This window comes from Pantoea sp. F_5 (assembly GCF_008631595.1).
In the GTDB taxonomy this organism is placed as follows: domain Bacteria; phylum Pseudomonadota; class Gammaproteobacteria; order Enterobacterales; family Enterobacteriaceae; genus Pantoea; species Pantoea gossypiicola.
Map to the genome: position 1 here is coordinate 59584 of NZ_VWUO01000011.1, position 18945 is coordinate 78528.

Below are 18945 nucleotides of genomic sequence, written 5' to 3' on the forward strand. Positions count from 1 at the left end.
AGGCTCCGTTTAGTAGCGGGCAGAGAAACGATACCCTGTTCCACGGACGGTTTGTACCATGCGATCGTGGCCGGAGACCTCCAGCGCTTTACGTAAACGGCGAATGTGAACATCGACAGTGCGATCTTCCACATACACATTGGTGCCCCAGACGTGGTTCAGCAGCTGCTCGCGGCTGTAGACTCGTTCCGGGTGGGTCATAAAGAAGTGCAGAAGCTTATATTCGGTAGGGCCCATCTCCAGCGGCGTGGTTTCGGACATCACGCGATGTGAGGAGGGATCCAGACTCAGCCCCTGCATCTCAATGACTTCTTCCACCGCCATCGGCGAAATGCGGCGCATCACCGCTTTGATCCGCGCCATCAGCTCTTTGGGTGAAAACGGCTTGGTAATGTAATCATCGGCACCCACTTCCAGGCCACGTACCCGATCTTCCTCTTCGCCGCGCGCGGTGAGCATCATCACCGGGATATCACGGGTCATCGCCTCGCGCTTCAGATGCTTGATAAACTGAATACCGCTGCCACCGGGTAACATCCAGTCCAGCAAAATAAGATCGGGCCAGGGTTCAATCAGCTTGCCAACGGCGCTGTCATAATCTTCCGCCTCGATTGGCTGATAGTCGTTCTGCTCCAGAACAAAACACAACATTTCACGGATGGGGGCTTCATCCTCCACAACCAAAATGCGCTTAGCCATTATTACTCCTGCTGATTATGACGGCTGTCACTGAGATTCGCGGCGTCATTATGCGTCAGATTTGTGACACTTTTATGAAAAACATAACCTGCCTGTAACCTCACTGGTAATCATTTATGACAGCGCAGCGACATTTTTTTGCTTTGGTCGCAGAGCCAGTATAATCCCCCGGCGAATCACAACGGCAGGGACTCATCATGCGCATTATTCATACTGCGGACTGGCATCTGGGGCAGTTCTTCTACAACAAAAGTCGGGCGGCGGAACATCAGGCGTTTCTCGACTGGCTGTTGATCCAGATTGAACAGCATCAGGTGGATGCGCTGATTATTGCAGGCGACCTGTTTGATACCGGCACGCCGCCCAGCTACGCCCGCGAGATGTTTAACCGCTTCGTGGTGGCGCTGCAGCCCACCGGCTGTCAGCTGATTGTGCTGGCGGGTAACCACGACTCTGTGGCGACGCTGAATGAGTCGCGCGAGCTGCTCGCCTGTCTCAATACCCGGGTGATCGCGACTCCGCAGGCGCAGGATGATGTGTTGCTGCTCAACACCCGTCAGGGCGAACCGGGCGCGCTGCTGTGTGCCATTCCCTATCTGCGCCCGCGCGACATCCTGCGCAGCCGGGCGGGTCAGTCGGGCCGCGACAAACAGACCTCGCTGCTGGAGGCAATCGCCCACCACTATCAGCAGCGTTTCGCCGCTGCCCAGGCACTGGGTTATGCGCTGCCAGTCATTGCTACCGGTCATCTCACTACCGTCGGCGTCAGCCAGAGCGATTCCGTACGTGACATCTATATCGGCACGCTGGACGCCTTCCCGGCCAGCGCCTTTCCGGCGGCTGACTATATTGCGCTCGGCCATATTCATCGCGCCCAGCGCGTGGCGGGCAGCGAGCATATCCGCTACAGCGGCTCGCCGATTCCGCTGAGCTTTGATGAGCTGGGCGTGGAAAAAAGCGTCTTCCTGCTGGAACTGGCGGCCAGCGGCCTGCAGTCAGTCACGCCGCTGGTGGTGCCGCAGGCGCAGCCGATGCAGGTGCTGAAAGGATCGCTGGCGCAGATTGCAGAACAGCTAAATGCCTTCAGTGCGGCAGAGCAGGAAAAACCGACCTGGCTCGACATCGAAGTGACCACTCAGGAGTACCTCAGCGATCTGCAACGTCAGGTCGAAACCCTGACCGCCACACTGCCGGTCGAGGTATTGCTGCTGCGCCGCAGTCGTGAACAGCGGCAGCAGAGCCTGGCGCGGCTCGACAACGAAACACTGAGTGAGCTGAAGGTGGAAGAGGTCTTTGCCCGCCGCCTGGCGCTGGATGAGGCGCTGCAACCGGCGCAAATCGACGAGATGACCACGCTGTTCCGCCAGACGCTGGCCGCCATGGAAGAGACCCAATGAAGATCCTTACGCTACGGTTTAAAAACCTCAATGCCCTGCGCGGTGAATGGTTCATCGACTTCCGCGCCGAGCCTTTTGCCAGCAACGGTCTGTTCGCGATTACCGGTGCCACCGGGGCGGGTAAAACCACCCTGCTGGACGCCATCTGCCTGGCGCTCTATCACCAGACGCCGCGCCTTGGCGCGATTTCCCAGAGCCAGAATGCGCTGATGACCCGCGACTGCGCAGAATGTCTGGCTGAGGTCGAGTTTGAGATCAAAGGTGAAGCGTGGCGCGCCTTCTGGAGCCAGAACCGCGCGCGCGGCACCGCTGACGGCAAGCTACAGGCACCGCGCGTTGAGCTGGCGCGCTGTGACGATAACACCATTGTTGCCGATAAGGTTGGTGACAAGCTGAAGCTGATCGAAACCCTGTCAGGTCTTGATTTCGAACGCTTCACCCGCTCAATGATGCTGTCACAAGGCCAGTTCGCCGCCTTCCTGAATGCCAAAGCCAGTGAACGCGCCGAACTGCTGGAGGAGCTGACCGGCACCGAAATTTACGGCCTGATTTCCGCGGCCATCTACGAGCGTCATAAAGAGGCGAAGACCCAGCTGGATCTGCTGCGCAGCCAGGCGGGTGCGATGGCGCTGCTGGATAGCGACGCCCGCGACGCGCTGCAACAGCAGCTCAGCGATCTGACCAGGGCTGAACAGCAGCTCAGCGCGGATTATCAGCAGGCGCAGCAACAGCAGCAGTGGCAGCAACAGGCAGAGCAGTTACAGCAGGAAAGTGCGCAGGCTGAAGCGGCAGTACAGCAGGCGCAGGCTGCCTCACAGGCGGCTGAAACCGACCGCCAGCGACTGGCTCGCAGCGAACCGGTTGAAAAACTGCGGATTAAACTGCAGCAGCGTGACGCATTGCGCAGTGAACAGCAGCAGGCTGAGAGCCGCTATCAGCAGCTTAATGCGGCGCAGCAGCAGGCCCAGAACCAGCAGCAGCAGCATCAGCAGCACTACGCAGCCGCTCAGACCACCCGCCAGCAGGCGTTGCAGGAACAGCAGCAGCAGGAGAGCCTGCTGACGGAACAGGTGCTGCCGCTGGATCAGCGCATCACAACGCTGCAGCAACAGCTTGCAGAGCAGCAGCAGGAAAATGCCCGGCAGCAGCAGCATGCCGACCAGACCCAGGCCAGCCTGACGCAGCAGAAGCAGCAGGTCGTGGGCTGGCAGCAGGCGATTGCCGAACAGCATCAGTTACGCGAGCAGCTTGCCGATCTGCCGCACTGGGGCGCTTCGCTGCCGGTATGGCAGGAGAACTTTGCCCTGCTGGCACAGCGTGAGGCGACGCTGGCGGCACTGACACAACAGCGCGAGCAGCAACAGCAACAGATCGATGCGCAACAGGCAAAACAGCAACAGCAGGCACAACAGGCACTGCCGCGCCAGCAGGCGGAGCAACAGGCCCGCCAGGCGCTTTTGCAGGCGGAGCAGGCACTCACTTCGCTTCATGAACAGCATCCACCCGCTGCACTGCGGCAGGCATTAAGCCAGTTGCAGAACAGCCGTCCGGCGCGTCAGCAACTGCTGCTGATCTCAACGCAGTGGCAGCCGCTGCACCAGCAGCTGGGCCAGCGCCAGCAAAGGCTGAGCGCGCTGGAAAAAGCGCATCAGCAGAGTGAAGCGGAACTTCAGAGCCTGCGCGAGACGTGGAAACGCGAAAAACAGCAGCTGGATGATGTCGAAAAAATCTGCGCGCTGGAGCAGCAGATTGTCGACCTCAGCGATTTCCGCGCCCGGCTCACCGCCGATCAGCCCTGCCCGCTGTGCGGCTCCTGCACCCACCCCGCCGTCGGGGCCTACAGCACACTGGAAGTAAGTGCTAACCAGCAGCGCCGGGCTGCGCTGCAGCAGCAAACCGAGGCACTGCGCGAAGCGGGCACGGCAAAAAACGAACAGCTGAAGCAATCAACGGTGCAGCAGCAGACCCTGCGCGAGGAAATCGCCGGGATGCAGCAACAGCTTGAACTGCTTGAGCAGCAATGGCAGGCGCTGAGCGGTGAGCTGGCACTTACCTTCCCGCTTGCCGATCGCGAGGCCTTAGCCGCGTGGCAGCAGCAGCAAAGCGAACGTGAAAGTCAGCTTGAGCAGCAGCGACAGGCTCAGGAGGCCGCCGGACAGGCGCGTCAGGCCGCAAAGGATTACCATCTTCAGCAGCTGCAGGCCTGGCAGCAGCACCAGCAGGCCGAACAGCTGGCGCAGCAGTCGCTGACCAGCCTGCAACAGGCACTGGATGCGCTGCAACAGCGCCAGCAGCAGGAACAGCAGGCCTGGGAGCAGTTGCTGCGCCGTCTTGAGCAGCAGTTCAGCGCACACCATCTTGCCCTGCCCGATGCCGCCGATCGCGATGCGTGGCTGGCGGAGCAACAGCGACGCTGGCAGCGCTGGCAGGAAAGTGAGCAGTTGCTCGCTAACCTGCAGCCGCAGCTGTTAAAAGGGGAAACCCAGCTCACTGCCCTGCAGCATCAGGCTGAACAGGAACAGCAGCAGCTCACGATCCGTCAGCAGCAGCAGCAGCAGAGCCAGGCGCAGCTCAGCGAAATGCTTCAGCAGCGTCTGGCGCTGTTTGGCGATCGCGATGTCGCCCACGCCCGTCAGCAGCTGCAGGCCCGCGTTCAGCACGCTGATGAACAGCTGGCACAGCAGCTCACCGCCCTGCAACAGGCGCAGGCTGAGGTCAGTCGCCTGCAGGGTGAGCTGTCGGGGCTGGAAAATCAGCGTCAGACGCTCAGCGGCAAACTGGCAGAGGCGGAAAGCGCTCTGCAGCAGGCACTGGAGCGCGCCGGATTTGCCGATGAAGCCAGCCTGCGCGAGGCGCTGCTGGATGAGCAGACTGCGCTGCAACTGCGCCAGCAGTTGCAGCAGCTCGATCAGCAATGTCAGCAGCAGCAGGCGCGACGGGCGGATCTGCATCAGCGGCTCAGCGCCCATCAGCAGGCGAAGCCCGACGCGATGCCGGAATCTGCGGACGCGCTGGTGCAGCAGCTGGAGCTGTTACGGCTGGCCCTGCGCGACAACGCCAGCCAGCAGGGTCAGATTCAGCAGCAGCTGCACAGTGACGCCAGCCTCCGCGCCCGACAGCAGAGCCTGATGACGCAGATTGAACAGGATGGTGTGGTGCTGGCGCAGTGGAGCCTGCTCAACGATCTGATCGGCTCCGCCAGCGGCGATAAATTCCGGCGCTTCGCCCAGGGATTAACGCTGGATCATCTGGTCGCGCTCGCCAACCGTCAGCTCGATCGGCTGCATGGCCGTTATCTGCTGCAGCGCCGGGCGCAGGATCTGCTGGAGCTGGATGTCGTCGATACCTGGCAGGCCGACGCCGCACGCGATACCCGTACGTTATCAGGTGGCGAGAGCTTCCTGGTCAGTCTGGCGCTGGCGCTGGCGTTATCGGATCTGGTCAGCCACAAAACGCGCATCGAATCGCTGTTTCTGGATGAGGGATTCGGCACGCTGGATGCTCAGACACTGGACACCGCGCTGGATGCCCTGGACGCGCTGAACGCCAGCGGCAAAACCATTGGGGTGATCAGCCACGTGGAAGCGATGAAAGAGCGCATCCCGGTGCAGATTAAAGTCCGCAAAATGAATGGCCTGGGTTACAGCCAGCTGGAGCTGCCGCAGGGATAACGGGCGCCAGAGCGCCCGTCTGAGTCTGATCAGCGGGCGCTGACGACTTTGTAGCGAGGGCCAGTGAGTAATCCGCCCTGCTCGTTCTGTGCCAGCAGACGATTGCTGGTCAGCCCGGCCACGGTATGGGCTTTGTCAGTGACGTTGTCGGAAATCTGTTTGATCGCCGCGCTGACCAGAATACCAATCACGCCGTTGTTGTTATTGTTGCCCTGATCATTGTCGGTAGCGGTGGCGGAACCCTGCCAGATCTCTTTGCCGCTGCGTAAATCCACCAGCCGTGCTTTGGCGGTCACGGTAGTCACGCTGTCGATCACCCGATAGCTGCTGCCATAGTCGCTGATCGAGATATAGAGCGCGCTGTCGGCGTGGAAGATCTCATTCAGACGTTTCGCGCTGACCGCCTGGGCGTCGCTGCCGCTGGTCAGGCCATTCTGCTGAAAGGTCTCTTCAACCACCGCCACCGGGAAGACGTAGTAACCGGCTTCGGCCAGCGGACGCGTCACCAGCGAGTTCAGGCTGTGCGCAGCGTTGATATCCGGCGAGGTGTTAGCGGCAGGCAGCACCAGAATCGAGGCGGGCTTGCTGGCACGAAACGCCGTGTAGTCGTACGGTTTTTTTGGCTGCGCACAGCCGGTCAGCAACAGCACCATCAGCGTGCCGCTCAGGGCAATCCATTTTTTCACTGTACCACTCCTTGTTTTTTACTCATCAGAAAATCCATGTAAGGTGCCGATTCGGGAAACAGCTGCTTCTCGGTAGCGAACTGACCAAACGCTTTATTGGTATCGCCGGTTTTTGCGTAGAGCAAGCCGAGCTGAGCATGCAGGCCTGGCGGTACGGGCTGACCCGCAGCACGGGCTTTTTCCACATCCAGATTCAGCGCATCGATCTGCTTCAGCGGATCGCCGCCTTGCTGATAGTAGCTATAAATCTGTTCCTGATAGTCGCCCCAGTAGTAGATCGTTTTCGGTGCTTTTGGCGCACAGCCTGCCAGCAGCGCCGCTGCCATCAGCAGGCTGCTCAGGGTCATCATTTTCATTTACTGCTTCCTTATTTAGCCGGACGCCATGCGCCGTTGTTGATTCCATCCACTAAATGATCGACCGCTTCGCGAATCGCCAGATCCATCACTTTGCCGTTCAGCGTCGAGTCATAGCTGCTGGTGCCGCCAAAGCCGATCACTTCACGTGCCGAAAGCTGGTACTCGCCCGCACCCTGGGTGCTGTAAACCACTTCAGAGGTGGCGACATCCACCACGTTGAGATTCACTTTGGCATAGGCGATCTGAGTTTTGCCGCGGCCCAGAATGCCCCACAGCTGCTGATCGCCTACTTCTTTGCGACCAAACTCGGTGATATCACCGGTGATGATGTAGTTCGCGCCTTTGATATTCTGCTGGCTGCGTTTGAAGTCTGACTCCTGCTGCAGCTCTTTCAGGTTGCTGCGATCCAGCACGCTGAAGCGGTTGGTCTGCTGCAGATGGGTAATCAGAATGGTTTTCGACTGATTACCCAGCCGATCGACGCCATCAGAGAAGATGCCGTTCATGTACGAGGAGCGGTTATCAAACTGACCTACCGCAATCGGGCTGCGCACGCCCTGATAAACCGGCTGGCTGGCTGCGCGAACCTGTGGCGCCTGAATTGCACGGGAAGATTCGGTGGCACAGCCGCTGATCAGCGAGGTGATTAACAGGGAGAGTGCCGCAAAGGCATATTTTTTCTGCATTTCTAATCCATGAAGTGAAAAGAGACATCATCCGCACAGGGGCGGTAAATTCTGGTTCTGCCGACAGTCGGAGGAATGCCATAGCATTCAGCAGGCCGGTCTGTAGACTGTCGGCAGCAGACCGCAAGATCTTTAGAAAAAAATGGCTAATTTAATGAATTTAATTAATACGATAGTGAGAATATTGCCAGGTGTGATTATTGCAGTGTTGCTCAGCGCCTGTCAGCAACCCGTGTCAAAGCAACGTGATAGCGTGGCAAATCTGTGTGAGCCTGTGAAGGATCCGGACAGCAAACCCTGTCACTGGACTAATCAAATGCAGCCGCTACTGAACCGGCAGTTTACTGATGCAGCGCGTTATGCCGGTCAGCAATGTCTGGTACGGATGGAGTGGCAGCAACACAGCAGACATTATGCGGTGACGCAGACTCAGGGGGATGAGGCACTCTGCCTGCGTGCCTGGCAGCTGGTGGCACAGACCCGCGATCTGCCACCGCCGCCGGAGCCAGGACAACCGGCGTGGTTTGGCTTTGCGCCGCGTGGTTAGCTGGCCAGACCTTCCTGACGCCACTGGCGCGGACTGATGCCAAACCAGCGGCGGAATGCGCGTGAGAACGCGCTGACTTCCGAGTAGCCCAGCAGCAGCGCCATCTCCGAGATTGGCAGCTGCTTCTGCTGCAGATAGTGCGTCGCCATTTCGCAGCGCACCTGATCCACCAGCGCGGTAAAGCTGCTGCCCTCTTCGCGCAGCCGCCGCTGCAGTGACCAGCTCGACAGCCCGAGTTTATCCGCCACCTCTTCCAGCACCGGCTCGCCCTGCATCAGCGATAAATTAACCTGCGAACGCGCCTGCTCAATCATGCTCTGCTGCGACGTCCCGCGGTTCAGCCGCCGAATCGCATCCTGCATCACCATCAACAGGATCGGATCGCTCTCCGGCATTGCGCGCAGCAGATCGCGTTTCGGGATCACCAGCGAATTAAACGGCTGATCGAACCAGACCGGCGCATCAAATACTTTGCAGTGATCGTGCCACTGCCCGGGACGCGGATGCTCGAAATGGACTTCGCGCGGTGCCCAGTGTCTGCCCGCGACGTGGCGGATCAGATTCATAAACATTCCCAGCGTCAGCTCGGCATCCTGACGGCGCGACAGGATCGCGCCGTGCCGTACCTGATAGTCGAGCCGCCAGCATTCTCCCTTATCTACCAGCCGGGCTAAGGTGTCGTGCTGATGCCAGGGAAACGCGTTAACGACATTGTGCAGCGCCTGTTCCAGCGTATCGGAGCACAAGCCAATATAGCCGATCAGGCCTAATGACTGCGGTTTAAACTGCCTGCCGTAGTGCAAACCGAAGTTATCAAAACCGGAGTGACGCGCCGCCTCTTCCAGTACCCGACAGTAGTTAACCAGCCCCAGGCTCAGCGTTGGGCTGGCCAGTCGCTCCGGATCGATGCCGCTAATGCCAAAAATGCGCTCAACATCGCCGCCCTGAGTATGAATAAACTCGCTTAAACCGGTTGCTGCCGCAGCCAGCACGCCGTGATTGCCTGCTCCCGCTGCTGCAGAGCAGGCCGCAAACGCATCAGGCTTGATCAGTGTCGGATTCATGGTCGCCTCAGTGAGAAGTCAGGTGGATCACCCGTTCCTGAGATCAGAGCAAATTCCATACCAGGTCCCTGAACCCCGCCGCACCGCCTGCGGGCGGTCCGGACTGCGCGCGGACACGGCATCCGGCACTGCGGCGGCGCAGCCACGCCCGCCGCTGGTGCATCAGACGCCGACCGGCAGCGGCTTCCCCTCAAGATAATCGCGGCAGAGGCGGACCGAGTGACTGGCCCACGCCGGGCCGAGACTGCGCGCCATTTCGGTTTCAGCATGCGATCCTACCCAGGCAGTGAGCTGGATACGACGCTGGATCAGCAGCGCAGGCAGCATGGCCATCTCCGCATCGCTGATATGCGCCACCTGCTCATAACCGCGGATCCAGTGTTCGATCCACTCTGGCGCGCGCGGATGATGCTCAACAAAACTGATCGCTGCCGCCAGATCGTGCAGATACCAGCCGAGTCCGCAGTCATCGAAGTCGATCACCCGCGTTTCACCCTTGTGCAGCAGCAGATTGGTCAGTCGCAGATCGGCGTGGATCAGACCATAGCGATCCGATCCCTTACCAAACTGCGCCATCGCCGCGCCGACCTGCGCGATCGTCTGTTCAACGATGCCGTGATCGGCGGGAGGCAGATTGGGCGCATCCTGCCAGCATCCCCAGTGACTCTCAGCGCTGGTCATGGTGTGGTGATCCCAGATGATGCGCTGGAAACCCGCGGGTGGCTGCCACTGTTTACTGTGCTGATGCAGCCGCGCGGTAATCTGGCCCAGTTGCTGAAAGGCGCGGGGATCAACGTCGGTGGTCGGCATCTCCCCGTCGATCCAGTGAAACAGCACCACGTAGCGCTCACTGCCATCCGGCAGCCGCAGCGTCAGCACCGTTTCGCCCGCATTGTCCGGCACGGCTTCCGGCACCCTGATGCCGGTTTCGCGCAGCGCGTCGAGCCATAGCAGTTCGCTGAGGATATCCGCTTTCTGATGGTAATCGCCGCGATGCAGCCGCAGCGCATAACGCCGGCCGGCCGCTTTCACCAAAAACGTGGCATTCTCTGAGCGGCACAGCAGGCTGAGCTGCCCCTGTAGCGCAGCGGGATAACAGGCCAGCGCCTGCTGCGCCATCAGGGTCAGTTGGGAATCAGTCAGGTTGTCATATTGTTTAGCGCTCATCATCCGGCTCCTTTTCACTTGCGTTATCTCAGCATGCGTTGCCAGAAGGTGAGCTGCTTGACCTCAGAAGAGACAAAGTTGACCGCAGCGTGCAGCTGGCCAGGTTGTTGCCTGTGAGTTGACCGTGGAGGACAGAAGTCACTACGCCCGCGTCAAGTCGTGGTGAGTAATGCAGCGGCATTATCCCCTTACTTTAGTAGTTATGGCGGTGTAACGCCGCGTGAGACCAACAACGACGGGGATAACAGTATGACAAACAGACTCAAGCCCACGCTGGGCACCCTGCATCTGTGGGGGATTGCGGTTGGCCTGGTGATCTCAGGCGAATATTTTGGCTGGAGTTACGGCTGGGCCGTGGCGGGCACGCTGGGATTTCTGGTCACTACCGCGCTGATCGCCACGCTCTACACCTGCTTTATTTTTAGCTTCACCGAGTTGACCACCGCGATCCCCCATGCGGGCGGCCCCTTTGCCTATAGCCATCGCGCCTTTGGCGAAACCGGCGGGCTGATTGCTGGTCTGGCGACGCTGATTGAGTTTGTCTTTGCGCCACCGGCGATTGCCATGGCGATCGGGGCTTATCTCAACGTGCAGTATCCCGAACTCAATCCGAAAACCGCGGCGGTCGGCGCGTACCTGCTGTTTATGACGCTGAATATTCTCGGTGTAAAACTGGCGGCGATGTTCGAACTGGTCGTTACCGTGCTGGCAGTTATTGAACTGCTGGTATTTATGGGCGTGGTCTCACCTGGCTTCAGCCTGGCGAACTTCGCCGCACACGGCTGGGCGGGCAGCGACAGCTTCGGCCTGCCCGCCTTCTCCGGCATTTTCGCCGCCATTCCCTTCGCCATCTGGTTTTTCCTTGCCATTGAAGGCGCAGCGATGGCAGCCGAAGAGGCGAAAGATCCGACCCGGACCATTCCCCGCGCCTATATCAGCGGGATCCTGACGCTGGTGGTGCTGGCAATTGGCGTGATGCTGATGGCGGGCGGCGCAGGTGACTGGCGCAAACTTGCTGACATTAACGATCCGCTGCCGCAGGCGATGAAAATGATCGTTGGCGAACACTCTAACTGGATGCATATGCTGGTGTGGATTGGGCTGTTTGGCCTGATTGCCAGCTTCCACGGCATCATCCTCGGCTACTCACGGCAGTTTTTTGCCCTGGCCCGCGCGGGCTATCTGCCGCCTTCGCTGGCAAAACTGTCGCGTTTCCAGACACCGCATCGCGCGATTATTCTCGGCGGCGTGCTGGGCATCGCGGCGATTTACAGCGATGGCGTCATTAATCTGCAGGGGATGACGCTGACGGCGGCGATGATCACCATGGCGGTCTTCGGCGCGATTGTGATGTACATCATGAGCATGCTGAGTCTGTTTAAACTGCGCCGCAGCGCGCCGGAGATGGTGCGCAGTTTCCGCGCGCCGGGCTATCCGATTGTGCCGGGCATCGCCCTGCTGCTGTCAGTCGTCTGCCTGCTGGCGATGCTGTGGTTTAATCCGGTGATTGGCGCGCTGTTTGTCGCCATTATGCTGGTCGGCTATCTCTACTTCCTGGCCACCAAAGCGCAGCGCGATCGGGCACCGCAGGACACAATGCTGGCTGGCGAATAACCGCGACGCGGCAGGGTGCTGCCCCAGAGGATGACGGTTCAGCACCCGGGCTTCAGGTGCTGAACCGCAGACAGGAACGGCATCAGCCATTAAGCGGCCAGAGCCACGCCGCACCGCGCACACCGCTGGAATCGCCATGCTGCGCCTTCAGTACCGGCGTTTCACACTCCCCGCCAAATACCCACTTCTTCATCAGTACCGGCACGGTCTGATAGAGCCGATCCACATTGCTCATCCCGCCACCCAGCACGATCACGTCGGGATCGATCAGGTTCACCACCTGCGCCAGTGATTTGGCCAGCCGCAGCTCATAGCGGCTCATCGCCAGTTCGGCGATCGGATCCTGCTGCGCCAGCAGCGAAACGATCTCTGCGCCTTTGCGATGCACGCCGCTCAGCCGCTGATAGTCGATACCAAAACCGGTGCCAGAAACAAAGGTCTCGATGCAGCCCTGCTGCCCGCAATAACAGGGCACTTCCTGGCGGTAGCGCAGCTCATCTTCATCCATCCACGGCAGCGGATTGTGGCCCCACTCGCCAGCATTGCCGTTGCCACCGATGCGCGACTCCCCGTTAATCGCCACACCCGCGCCCGACCCGGTGCCGATGATCACGGCAAACACCAGCGACTGTCCGGCTCCCGCCCCATCAACCGCTTCCGATACCGCCAGGCAGTTAGCATCGTTGGCGATGCGCACTTCCCGATTCAGCGCCTGAGCCAGATCTTTATCCAGCGGCTGACCGTTGAGCCAGGTGGAGTTGGCATTTTTCACCCGCTTACTGAAGGGCGAAAGCGAGCCAGGGATCCCAAGGCCGACCGTACCGGTCTCGCCGGTTTTCTGCTCTGCCAGTGTGACCAGATCGACAATCGCCTGCACCGTTGCCTGATAGTCATCACGCGGGGTATTCACCCGATGGCGGAACAGCTCCTGTCCCTTATCCGACAATGCAATCACTTCTGTCTTGGTCCCACCCAGATCTATGCCTATGCGCAAGGTTACGTCCTCGTTATTCATTCAGGTGAGAGATACAGTAGAAGGCGGCTGCCTTAAAGGCAATGAAACCACTCCGATGTTTCGCTATCATGCGCGCTGACTCTCGCAGACTTGTGCGCCCGATCGCGCCCCGGTAAGGAATCCCGATGTTGTGGTTTAAAAATATGATGGTTTATCGTCTGAATCGTGACATTCCGTTGTCCGCAGATGAGATGGAAAAACAGCTCGACGCCTTCACGTTTTCACCGTGTGGCAGTCAGGATATGAGCAAGACCGGCTGGGTCCCGCCAATGGGTAACCGCAGCGACGCGCTGACCCATGAGAACAAAGGCCAGATTGTGATTTGCGCCCGCAAAGAGGAGAAAATCCTGCCGTCGCCGGTTGTGAAACAGGCGCTGGAAGCGAAAATCGACAAGCTGGAATCTGAGCAGAGCCGCAAGCTCAAAAAGACGGAGAAAGACTCCCTGAAAGATGAAGTGCTGCACAGCCTGCTGCCGCGCGCCTTCAGCCGTTTCAGCCAGACTTATCTGTGGATCGACACGGTCAACAATCTGATTATGGTTGACTGTGCCAGCGCGAAAAAAGCGGAAGATACCCTGGCGCTGCTGCGCAAAAGCCTGGGTTCACTGCCAGTGGTGCCGCTGACGCTGGAAAACCCGATTGAGCTGACGCTGACCGAATGGGTACGTTCGGGCGACCTGCCTGCCGGTTTTGCGCTGATGGATGAAGCGGAGCTGAAAGCGCTGCTGGAAGATGGCGGCGTGATCCGCTGTAAGAAACAGGATCTGGTGTGTGACGAGATCGCCAACCACATTGAAGCGGGTAAGCTGGTGACCAAACTGGCACTCGACTGGCAGGAACGCATTCAGTTCGTGCTGGCGGATGACGGTTCGGTGAAACGTCTGAAGTTCAGCGACACGCTGCGTGACCAGAACGACGATATCGACCGCGAAGATTTTGCCCAGCGCTTTGATGCGGACTTTATTCTGATGACCAGCGAACTGGCGGCACTGACCAGCAATCTGGTAGAAGCGTTAGGCGGCGAAGCCCAGCGTTAAGCTGTAACCGGCAGAATCATCCGTAAAGAGGATGTTTGTCCGCACTGGCTGTGAGACCTTGCCTGCACAGGAAACACGGTCAGATCGGAAAGTCGCAAAAATGTCATCCATGACAGCTCGGCCCGCGCCGTCCATGGCGCGGGACGCTTTCCTCTTCTGACCGTGTTACCTGTGCGTTAAGCTTATTCATTGCTGCGTGAATCACCCTATCCGGGGTTCACTGCAAACTAAAAGGGCCGCTTAGCGGCCTTTTTTTAATCTTTATCTTTCAGGTAACGGCAGAGATAGGAACTTGGCTCGCCAACCTGCAGATGAAATTCGCTGTGACCCGGCACGTTAAATACCGAACCCGCTTCAAACCATTTCCACTCGGTCTCACCTGGCAGCAGCACCTTAAGCGAGCCGCTGACCACGGTCATCTCTTCCGGCTGGCCGGTACCAAATGTGTATTCACCTTCAGCCATCACGCCCACGCTGGCACGGCCGGTGCTCGCACTGTCAAAACCGATAGATTTAACTTTTCCGTCAAAATACTCACTTACGTTGAGCATAATAGTTCTCCAGAGCACATGTTGTGTGTCAGGCAGTGTAGAAGGGAACCCGCTGATCTGTCACGCGAAATGATGGCGGTTTGTGATCGCCTGCGTCAGGGCAGCAACTCCGCCGCCAGTCGGGCTACCAGCTGATTAGAGAGCAGAACCGGCACATCCAGCCGCTGCTGTAACCATGCCCGATGCTGCTGGTGATAGCCCATGCAGTCAAGCACCACCAGCTCTGCGCCCTGCGCTTTCAGACGGTTTGCGGCATCGCCGAAGGTTGCCTCATCGCCCGGATAAGGGCTGGCGACCGCAAAACAGGGCTGCGCGGGCAGTGGCTGCCACTTGCCGGCCTGTTCAACAATCTGCTCCTCAACCGGCACCATAATCCCGACCCGTTGCTGCTGCACTATGGCGCGGATAAGCGGAGGAATGATGCGATCCGGCTCCAGCAGCAGCGCACGCTGGGTCACAAGTCGGCTGAATTCACCGGTGCATAGCAACAGAATGGTGTCATACCCTAACTGCTCCAGCGCGCTGATTTTACGCTGTAATCCCTGCTCCACCTTCGACGCCGATAACCGCACCTGTTCGCCACTCTGTAACCGTGACACCAGAACCCTGTCGCCCGCGGCTGGCGCGAAGTGGTCGGCAATCTCAGCGGTGCTGAGTCCATCCAGCAGACCGGCATGATCGGTCACCGCATCCGGCAGATGCTGACGCAGCAACGGCAGAATATCGCTGCGCGGTGACTGCCCGATTGTCAGGGTCGCCAGTGATTTCGCCATCTTAGTGGTTCCGGTGGCGCAGGTGCGCCAGGCTGCCATAGAGCGTAATCAGCCGCGCATACTCTTCAGCGTCATAGAAGTGACAGGTTCCACGACCAAACTCCTTCGCCACCTCAATAGCAAACTTTGCCGCTGCCGCAATGTCCACTTCATGACTGGCCCCGGTTCCGCAGCCCGGCACCACCGACTCGGCGGTGATCGCCACACCGACCACCGGCACATCGGTGGCGGTCGAGGGTTGCAGGATGCTGTTGAGGTGATAAACACCATTGCCGTAAGGTGTAATATCCTGCGTAGTGATGGGAAAGGTCACCGCCGGACGACCGCTGGTCATCTCCATGATGCGCAGCAGATCTTCCGACACCCTCAGGATATAGCCCTCTTTCACCGTCGGCGACAGGGCAAATCCTTTGTGATTGATGATGCGGTTACCTTTGGTGGTATCGATCGACAGAATCGCATCCACGTCCGCCACCACTTCATTATCATTCATGGTGACATCATCAATCGGCGAATCCATAAAATCGACCGGCTGATGCGGCCGTGTCGGTGCATCAGGACAGATATGGGTAGTGATGATTACGTCACCGGCGAGCCTGTCGCCTTTGCTCTGCATCTGCGCCAGTTTAAGCGCACTGGCGATCGCCGCTATCGCGCCATCCGCATCGGATACCATGCCAATACGGCCCGGACGGGCACCAATGCCACCCAGGCGACCGATGATGCCCAGCGTCGGTGCCGTGCCGCCGCCTGATTTACCCTGCGTACCCGGGATATCAATGCGCACAAAATCAGTACGACCTTTGGGGCCGGTGACGCGGGTAAAGCGGGCCATCACGTCCGGATAAGAGGTAAACAGATCCACGACCTGCTGCCCGTCAATGTGGGCACTATCCAGTAACTCGAAAACCGCCAGGGTCTGCTGCAAGCTCATGCGTTATCCTTTATTTTTTGCTGCTGCTGGCAAACAGCGAATGAAAGAAACTATAGAGGGCATCACCGGCAATGAAGCCTGCCGCCATGACCTCCATGGGCGACCGGCCGCGTTCGCCCCAGATGCGAATGATCACAATGCGTAAGGCGATCCCCACCACCACCGCCCAGCCCGCCATCGCGCTATTAATTAATAAACCGGTGGCGAGCAGCACGCCCAACTGCCGTTTCGGCCCGCCGATCAGCTGGATAAGGGCACCCGGAATAGCCCACATCAGCAGATTTCCGGCGATACCGGGTTCAGCACCCGCCTGAATTGTTTTGGCATACACTCGCGCCACTGGCGGCAGAAGATTGTCTGTAAAGAAAAAGGTGTGCGCGTACCAGACAAGAGGAATCGACACCACAAAGGCGATCATGGCTGCGATCAACTGTATACGACGTCCCCACAATTCCTGCTGCAGATCGGCACCGTTACCGCGCAGGATAAAGCCCGCCTTCAGGTCATAACCCATGTCAGCAAACGCCGGGCCGGTAGCGGCCGTAAAGCCGCACAGCAGGCAGAGCGCCAGCGGTGGAAAGCCGATCAGAATGCCGATAATCAGCGTAATCAGCGCCACGGCAAAAGCCGGGAACCAGCCGGAGTGCATGGCGGCAATGCCAACTATCAGTTCATGGGCGAAAGCGGCAAACGCAGCATAGAGAACAAACAGCAGCAGCATCGCAATGCCCATCTCACTCCACAGGCCACCCGCCAGGGCCAGTAGCGCCGAAATCACGATGTAGCCCACGCTGCCAAAACCCAGCGCCCGCTGCACCTCATTACCGTTGCGGCTCACCGTCAGCGCATCATTTTTACGGCTGCGGATGACCATCACCACCTGAATCAGCGCCACCAGACCGGCACCGACCATAACGCCATGCGGAATATAGAGCGCATTGATATCAATACCGGCCACCGGCTGTGCATAGGCGCGCAGCAGAAAACCGATGCCAAGCATCGACAGCGCCCAGATATTGCCAATAAACGCGGTGCCAAAAGCGGACATCGGAATTTTCAGCATGGCACCAACAACGCCACCGGCAATGCCCGCGACCAGCAGCCACGCCTGGCGTCCGCCTTTATCTCCCGCTTTAATCGCTTCTGCTGCTGCAACGCCTGGCGGCCATGCATTACTGGCCGGAAAGACGCGGGTATCAAATAGCCGATAGAGCAGCCAGGCATCGAGCAGCATCGCGGCGCTGACGCCACAGAATAGCGGCAGCACCAGCTGAGGCTCACCCAGCGCCCAGGGCACGGCAATCGGCATCAGCAGACTGTTAGCCGCCCCGAAGGTCGCTGAAGAGATGGCGGTCTGCGCCAGGTTCTGGATTTCAATCGAACGATAACGGCGAAATGCCTGCAGCGGAATACGCGCCAGCAGCATGGCAAACAGCGCCCCGATAATGGAGGTGTTTGGCGTGACGCCAATCGTCGTAATCAGCTGAATGCCGATAATGGCACCCGCGATAGAAAGAAAAATCAAAACCAGTGCCACGCCAACGTGCCTGATTGGATTTACCCGTTCCATATGTCCCCGCCAGTCCTTGTTGAGAAGAGATGAAATAACGTCTGCCTGCCTGCTGACAGATTTACGCCGGTTTTCTGGTTCACCGCTCTGGTGCGCGCCGCATAGCAACAGCCATTGCAGATGGTCGTCACCCCGGATGCTGACCCGATACAGGAGACAGGGGTGACGAACACAGGCAACCGGGTTGCTGCGAACAACATAGCGATCAGATTGAAAGAAAAAGGCCCGAAGGCCCTGGTTTTCCCTGGTGTGGCGAAAGTATTACGCCGGTAAAATTGTGGTGAAGTTACGCGCCATATTTGTCGGTCATCTCTGTGGCCGTTGCACGTAATGCTTCAAGGAGCGCTGGCGGGAAACCCGGTTCACTCTCCTGTGACAGAAACGACAGGCAGAGTGCCACCGTTTCGCCATGATGTTTGTTATGAACAATGACCGACAGCGAGCTGATGCCTGGCAGCGTTTCATTGCGGGCCAGGGACCAGCCGTGCTGGCGGATGTCAGCCAGTCTGGCACAGAGTGCCTCGGGACTTTGCGGTGAGTTCGCCGGGCCAGCCTGCCAGTGATCATGGAAGCGCGCCATGACCTCTTCGTCACTGAGTTGCGCTAACAGCGCCCGGCCGGTTGACGTCGCAGCAGCAGGCATTCGACTGCCGGGCGGTGTGACCATCTGCGTAAAGTGACGCCCATGAAACATGCGCATCACTAATACTTCCCGTCCATCGAGCTTCGACACGTATCCCATGCAACCGGTCTTCGCTGCCAGCCGGACCATCGCTGCTGAAACGCTGTCAACCAGCGGTGCCGAGAGATAATGACCGGCGGCGGCCAGCAATACGCGACCAATATGATAACCGCGCGTGTCCGTATCCCGCTCCAGCAGCCCCTGACTTTCCATCGTGGCCAGAAGACGCGAAACGGTGCTCTTCGGCAGCGTCAGCGCCTCAACGACCTCGCTGAATGAGAGACCGACATGCCCCTGCGTTACACCTTTGTGCTGAAACAATCGGATTACGGCAGCCGCATTTTCAAGTGTGGTCATGTAACGTGTTCCACTATATGGAACTAAGTTCCTCTGCTGGTTTGACGAAAGTAAAACGTGACGCTGAATCGGTCAAGCGACAATTCACCACTCACCGTTATCGGCAGCAGAGAAAATAATGTGACATAAATGATTA

17 protein-coding genes are annotated in these 18945 nt (G+C 58.9%); 5 read left to right on the plus strand and 12 right to left on the minus strand.

The window, feature by feature from the left end:
• Positions 1 to 9 precede the first annotated feature (9 nt).
• Entirely contained in the window at positions 10 to 699 is a 690-nt protein-coding gene (phoB, locus tag F3I44_RS15560; protein ID WP_003852491.1) for a phosphate response regulator transcription factor PhoB, read from the minus strand.
• A 197-nt stretch (positions 700 to 896) separates the two neighbouring features.
• Between phoB and sbcD the strand changes: the two genes are divergently transcribed.
• Together sbcD and F3I44_RS15570 are read left to right on the plus strand one after the other, a co-directional pair.
• Entirely contained in the window at positions 897 to 2096 is a 1200-nt protein-coding gene (sbcD, locus tag F3I44_RS15565; RefSeq protein WP_150013103.1) for an exonuclease subunit SbcD, read from the plus strand.
• Positions 2093 to 5767 carry an AAA family ATPase gene (locus F3I44_RS15570; protein WP_150019478.1) on the plus strand — a complete coding sequence of 1225 codons (3675 nt, stop codon included), beginning with the start codon at positions 2093 to 2095 and terminating at the stop codon, positions 5765 to 5767. The genes sbcD and F3I44_RS15570 overlap by 4 nt, the downstream gene beginning before the upstream one ends.
• Positions 5768 to 5796: 29 nt before the next feature.
• Here F3I44_RS15570 and F3I44_RS15575 read toward each other — a convergent pair whose 3' ends face one another.
• Genes F3I44_RS15575 through F3I44_RS15585 form a run of 3 tightly spaced genes read right to left on the minus strand, consistent with a single transcriptional unit; the run spans position 5797 to position 7498 of the window.
• Positions 5797 to 6453 carry a DUF799 domain-containing protein gene (locus F3I44_RS15575; protein WP_150013099.1) on the minus strand — a complete coding sequence of 219 codons (657 nt, stop codon included), beginning with the start codon at positions 6451 to 6453 and terminating at the stop codon, positions 5797 to 5799.
• Positions 6450 to 6809, minus strand: coding sequence for a DUF4810 domain-containing protein (locus F3I44_RS15580; RefSeq protein ID WP_150013097.1), 360 nt, complete (start codon positions 6807 to 6809; stop codon positions 6450 to 6452). The genes F3I44_RS15575 and F3I44_RS15580 overlap by 4 nt, the downstream gene beginning before the upstream one ends.
• Positions 6810 to 6820: 11 nt before the next feature.
• On the minus strand, positions 6821 to 7498 hold the full coding sequence (locus F3I44_RS15585) for a CsgG/HfaB family protein (RefSeq protein ID WP_150013095.1): 678 nt from the start codon (positions 7496 to 7498) through the stop codon (positions 6821 to 6823).
• A 154-nt stretch (positions 7499 to 7652) separates the two neighbouring features.
• Between F3I44_RS15585 and F3I44_RS15590 the strand changes: the two genes are divergently transcribed.
• Positions 7653 to 8045: a cell envelope integrity TolA C-terminal domain-containing protein gene (locus F3I44_RS15590; RefSeq protein WP_150013093.1), complete on the plus strand. Its 393-nt coding sequence runs from the start codon at positions 7653 to 7655 to the stop codon at positions 8043 to 8045.
• Here F3I44_RS15590 and F3I44_RS15595 read toward each other — a convergent pair.
• A complete protein-coding gene (locus F3I44_RS15595; protein ID WP_150013091.1) occupies positions 8042 to 9109 on the minus strand; it encodes an AraC family transcriptional regulator in 1068 nt (355 codons plus the stop codon). The genes F3I44_RS15590 and F3I44_RS15595 overlap by 4 nt on opposite strands.
• Positions 9110 to 9271: 162 nt before the next feature.
• The gene (locus F3I44_RS15600) at positions 9272 to 10276 is read right to left on the minus strand and encodes a phosphotransferase enzyme family protein (protein WP_150013185.1); all 1005 of its coding nucleotides are present in this window, start codon (positions 10274 to 10276) and stop codon (positions 9272 to 9274) included.
• Positions 10277 to 10525: 249 nt separating this feature from the next.
• On the opposite strand from F3I44_RS15600, the gene eat reads away from it, so the two are divergent.
• Positions 10526 to 11890 carry an ethanolamine permease gene (eat, locus tag F3I44_RS15605; protein WP_150013089.1) on the plus strand — a complete coding sequence of 455 codons (1365 nt, stop codon included), beginning with the start codon at positions 10526 to 10528 and terminating at the stop codon, positions 11888 to 11890.
• An 82-nt stretch (positions 11891 to 11972) separates the two neighbouring features.
• Here the strand turns inward: eat and mak are convergent, their stop codons facing one another.
• Entirely contained in the window at positions 11973 to 12884 is a 912-nt protein-coding gene (gene mak / locus F3I44_RS15610) for a fructokinase (protein WP_013356950.1), read from the minus strand.
• A gap of 146 nt (positions 12885 to 13030) precedes the next feature.
• Here mak and rdgC point away from each other — a divergent pair, with 146 nt between their 5' ends.
• Positions 13031 to 13942 carry a recombination-associated protein RdgC gene (gene rdgC, locus F3I44_RS15615; RefSeq protein ID WP_150013087.1) on the plus strand — a complete coding sequence of 304 codons (912 nt, stop codon included), beginning with the start codon at positions 13031 to 13033 and terminating at the stop codon, positions 13940 to 13942.
• Between the two features lie 254 nt (positions 13943 to 14196).
• Here rdgC and ppnP read toward each other — a convergent pair whose 3' ends face one another.
• The 5 genes from ppnP to F3I44_RS15640 form a co-directional block, all read right to left on the minus strand.
• On the minus strand, positions 14197 to 14493 hold the full coding sequence (ppnP, locus tag F3I44_RS15620) for a pyrimidine/purine nucleoside phosphorylase (RefSeq protein WP_013356948.1): 297 nt from the start codon (positions 14491 to 14493) through the stop codon (positions 14197 to 14199).
• A 95-nt stretch (positions 14494 to 14588) separates the two neighbouring features.
• Entirely contained in the window at positions 14589 to 15266 is a 678-nt protein-coding gene (locus F3I44_RS15625) for an AroM family protein (protein ID WP_150013085.1), read from the minus strand.
• A gap of 1 nt (position 15267) precedes the next feature.
• Positions 15268 to 16200 (minus strand): DUF1177 domain-containing protein, encoded by a 933-nt coding sequence (locus F3I44_RS15630; protein ID WP_150013083.1) that lies wholly within the window; start codon positions 16198 to 16200, stop codon positions 15268 to 15270.
• A 10-nt stretch (positions 16201 to 16210) separates the two neighbouring features.
• On the minus strand, positions 16211 to 17770 hold the full coding sequence (locus tag F3I44_RS15635; protein WP_150013081.1) for an OPT/YSL family transporter: 1560 nt from the start codon (positions 17768 to 17770) through the stop codon (positions 16211 to 16213).
• Between the two features lie 286 nt (positions 17771 to 18056).
• Positions 18057 to 18809 (minus strand): IclR family transcriptional regulator, encoded by a 753-nt coding sequence (locus F3I44_RS15640; protein ID WP_150013079.1) that lies wholly within the window; start codon positions 18807 to 18809, stop codon positions 18057 to 18059.
• Positions 18810 to 18945 lie beyond the last annotated feature (136 nt).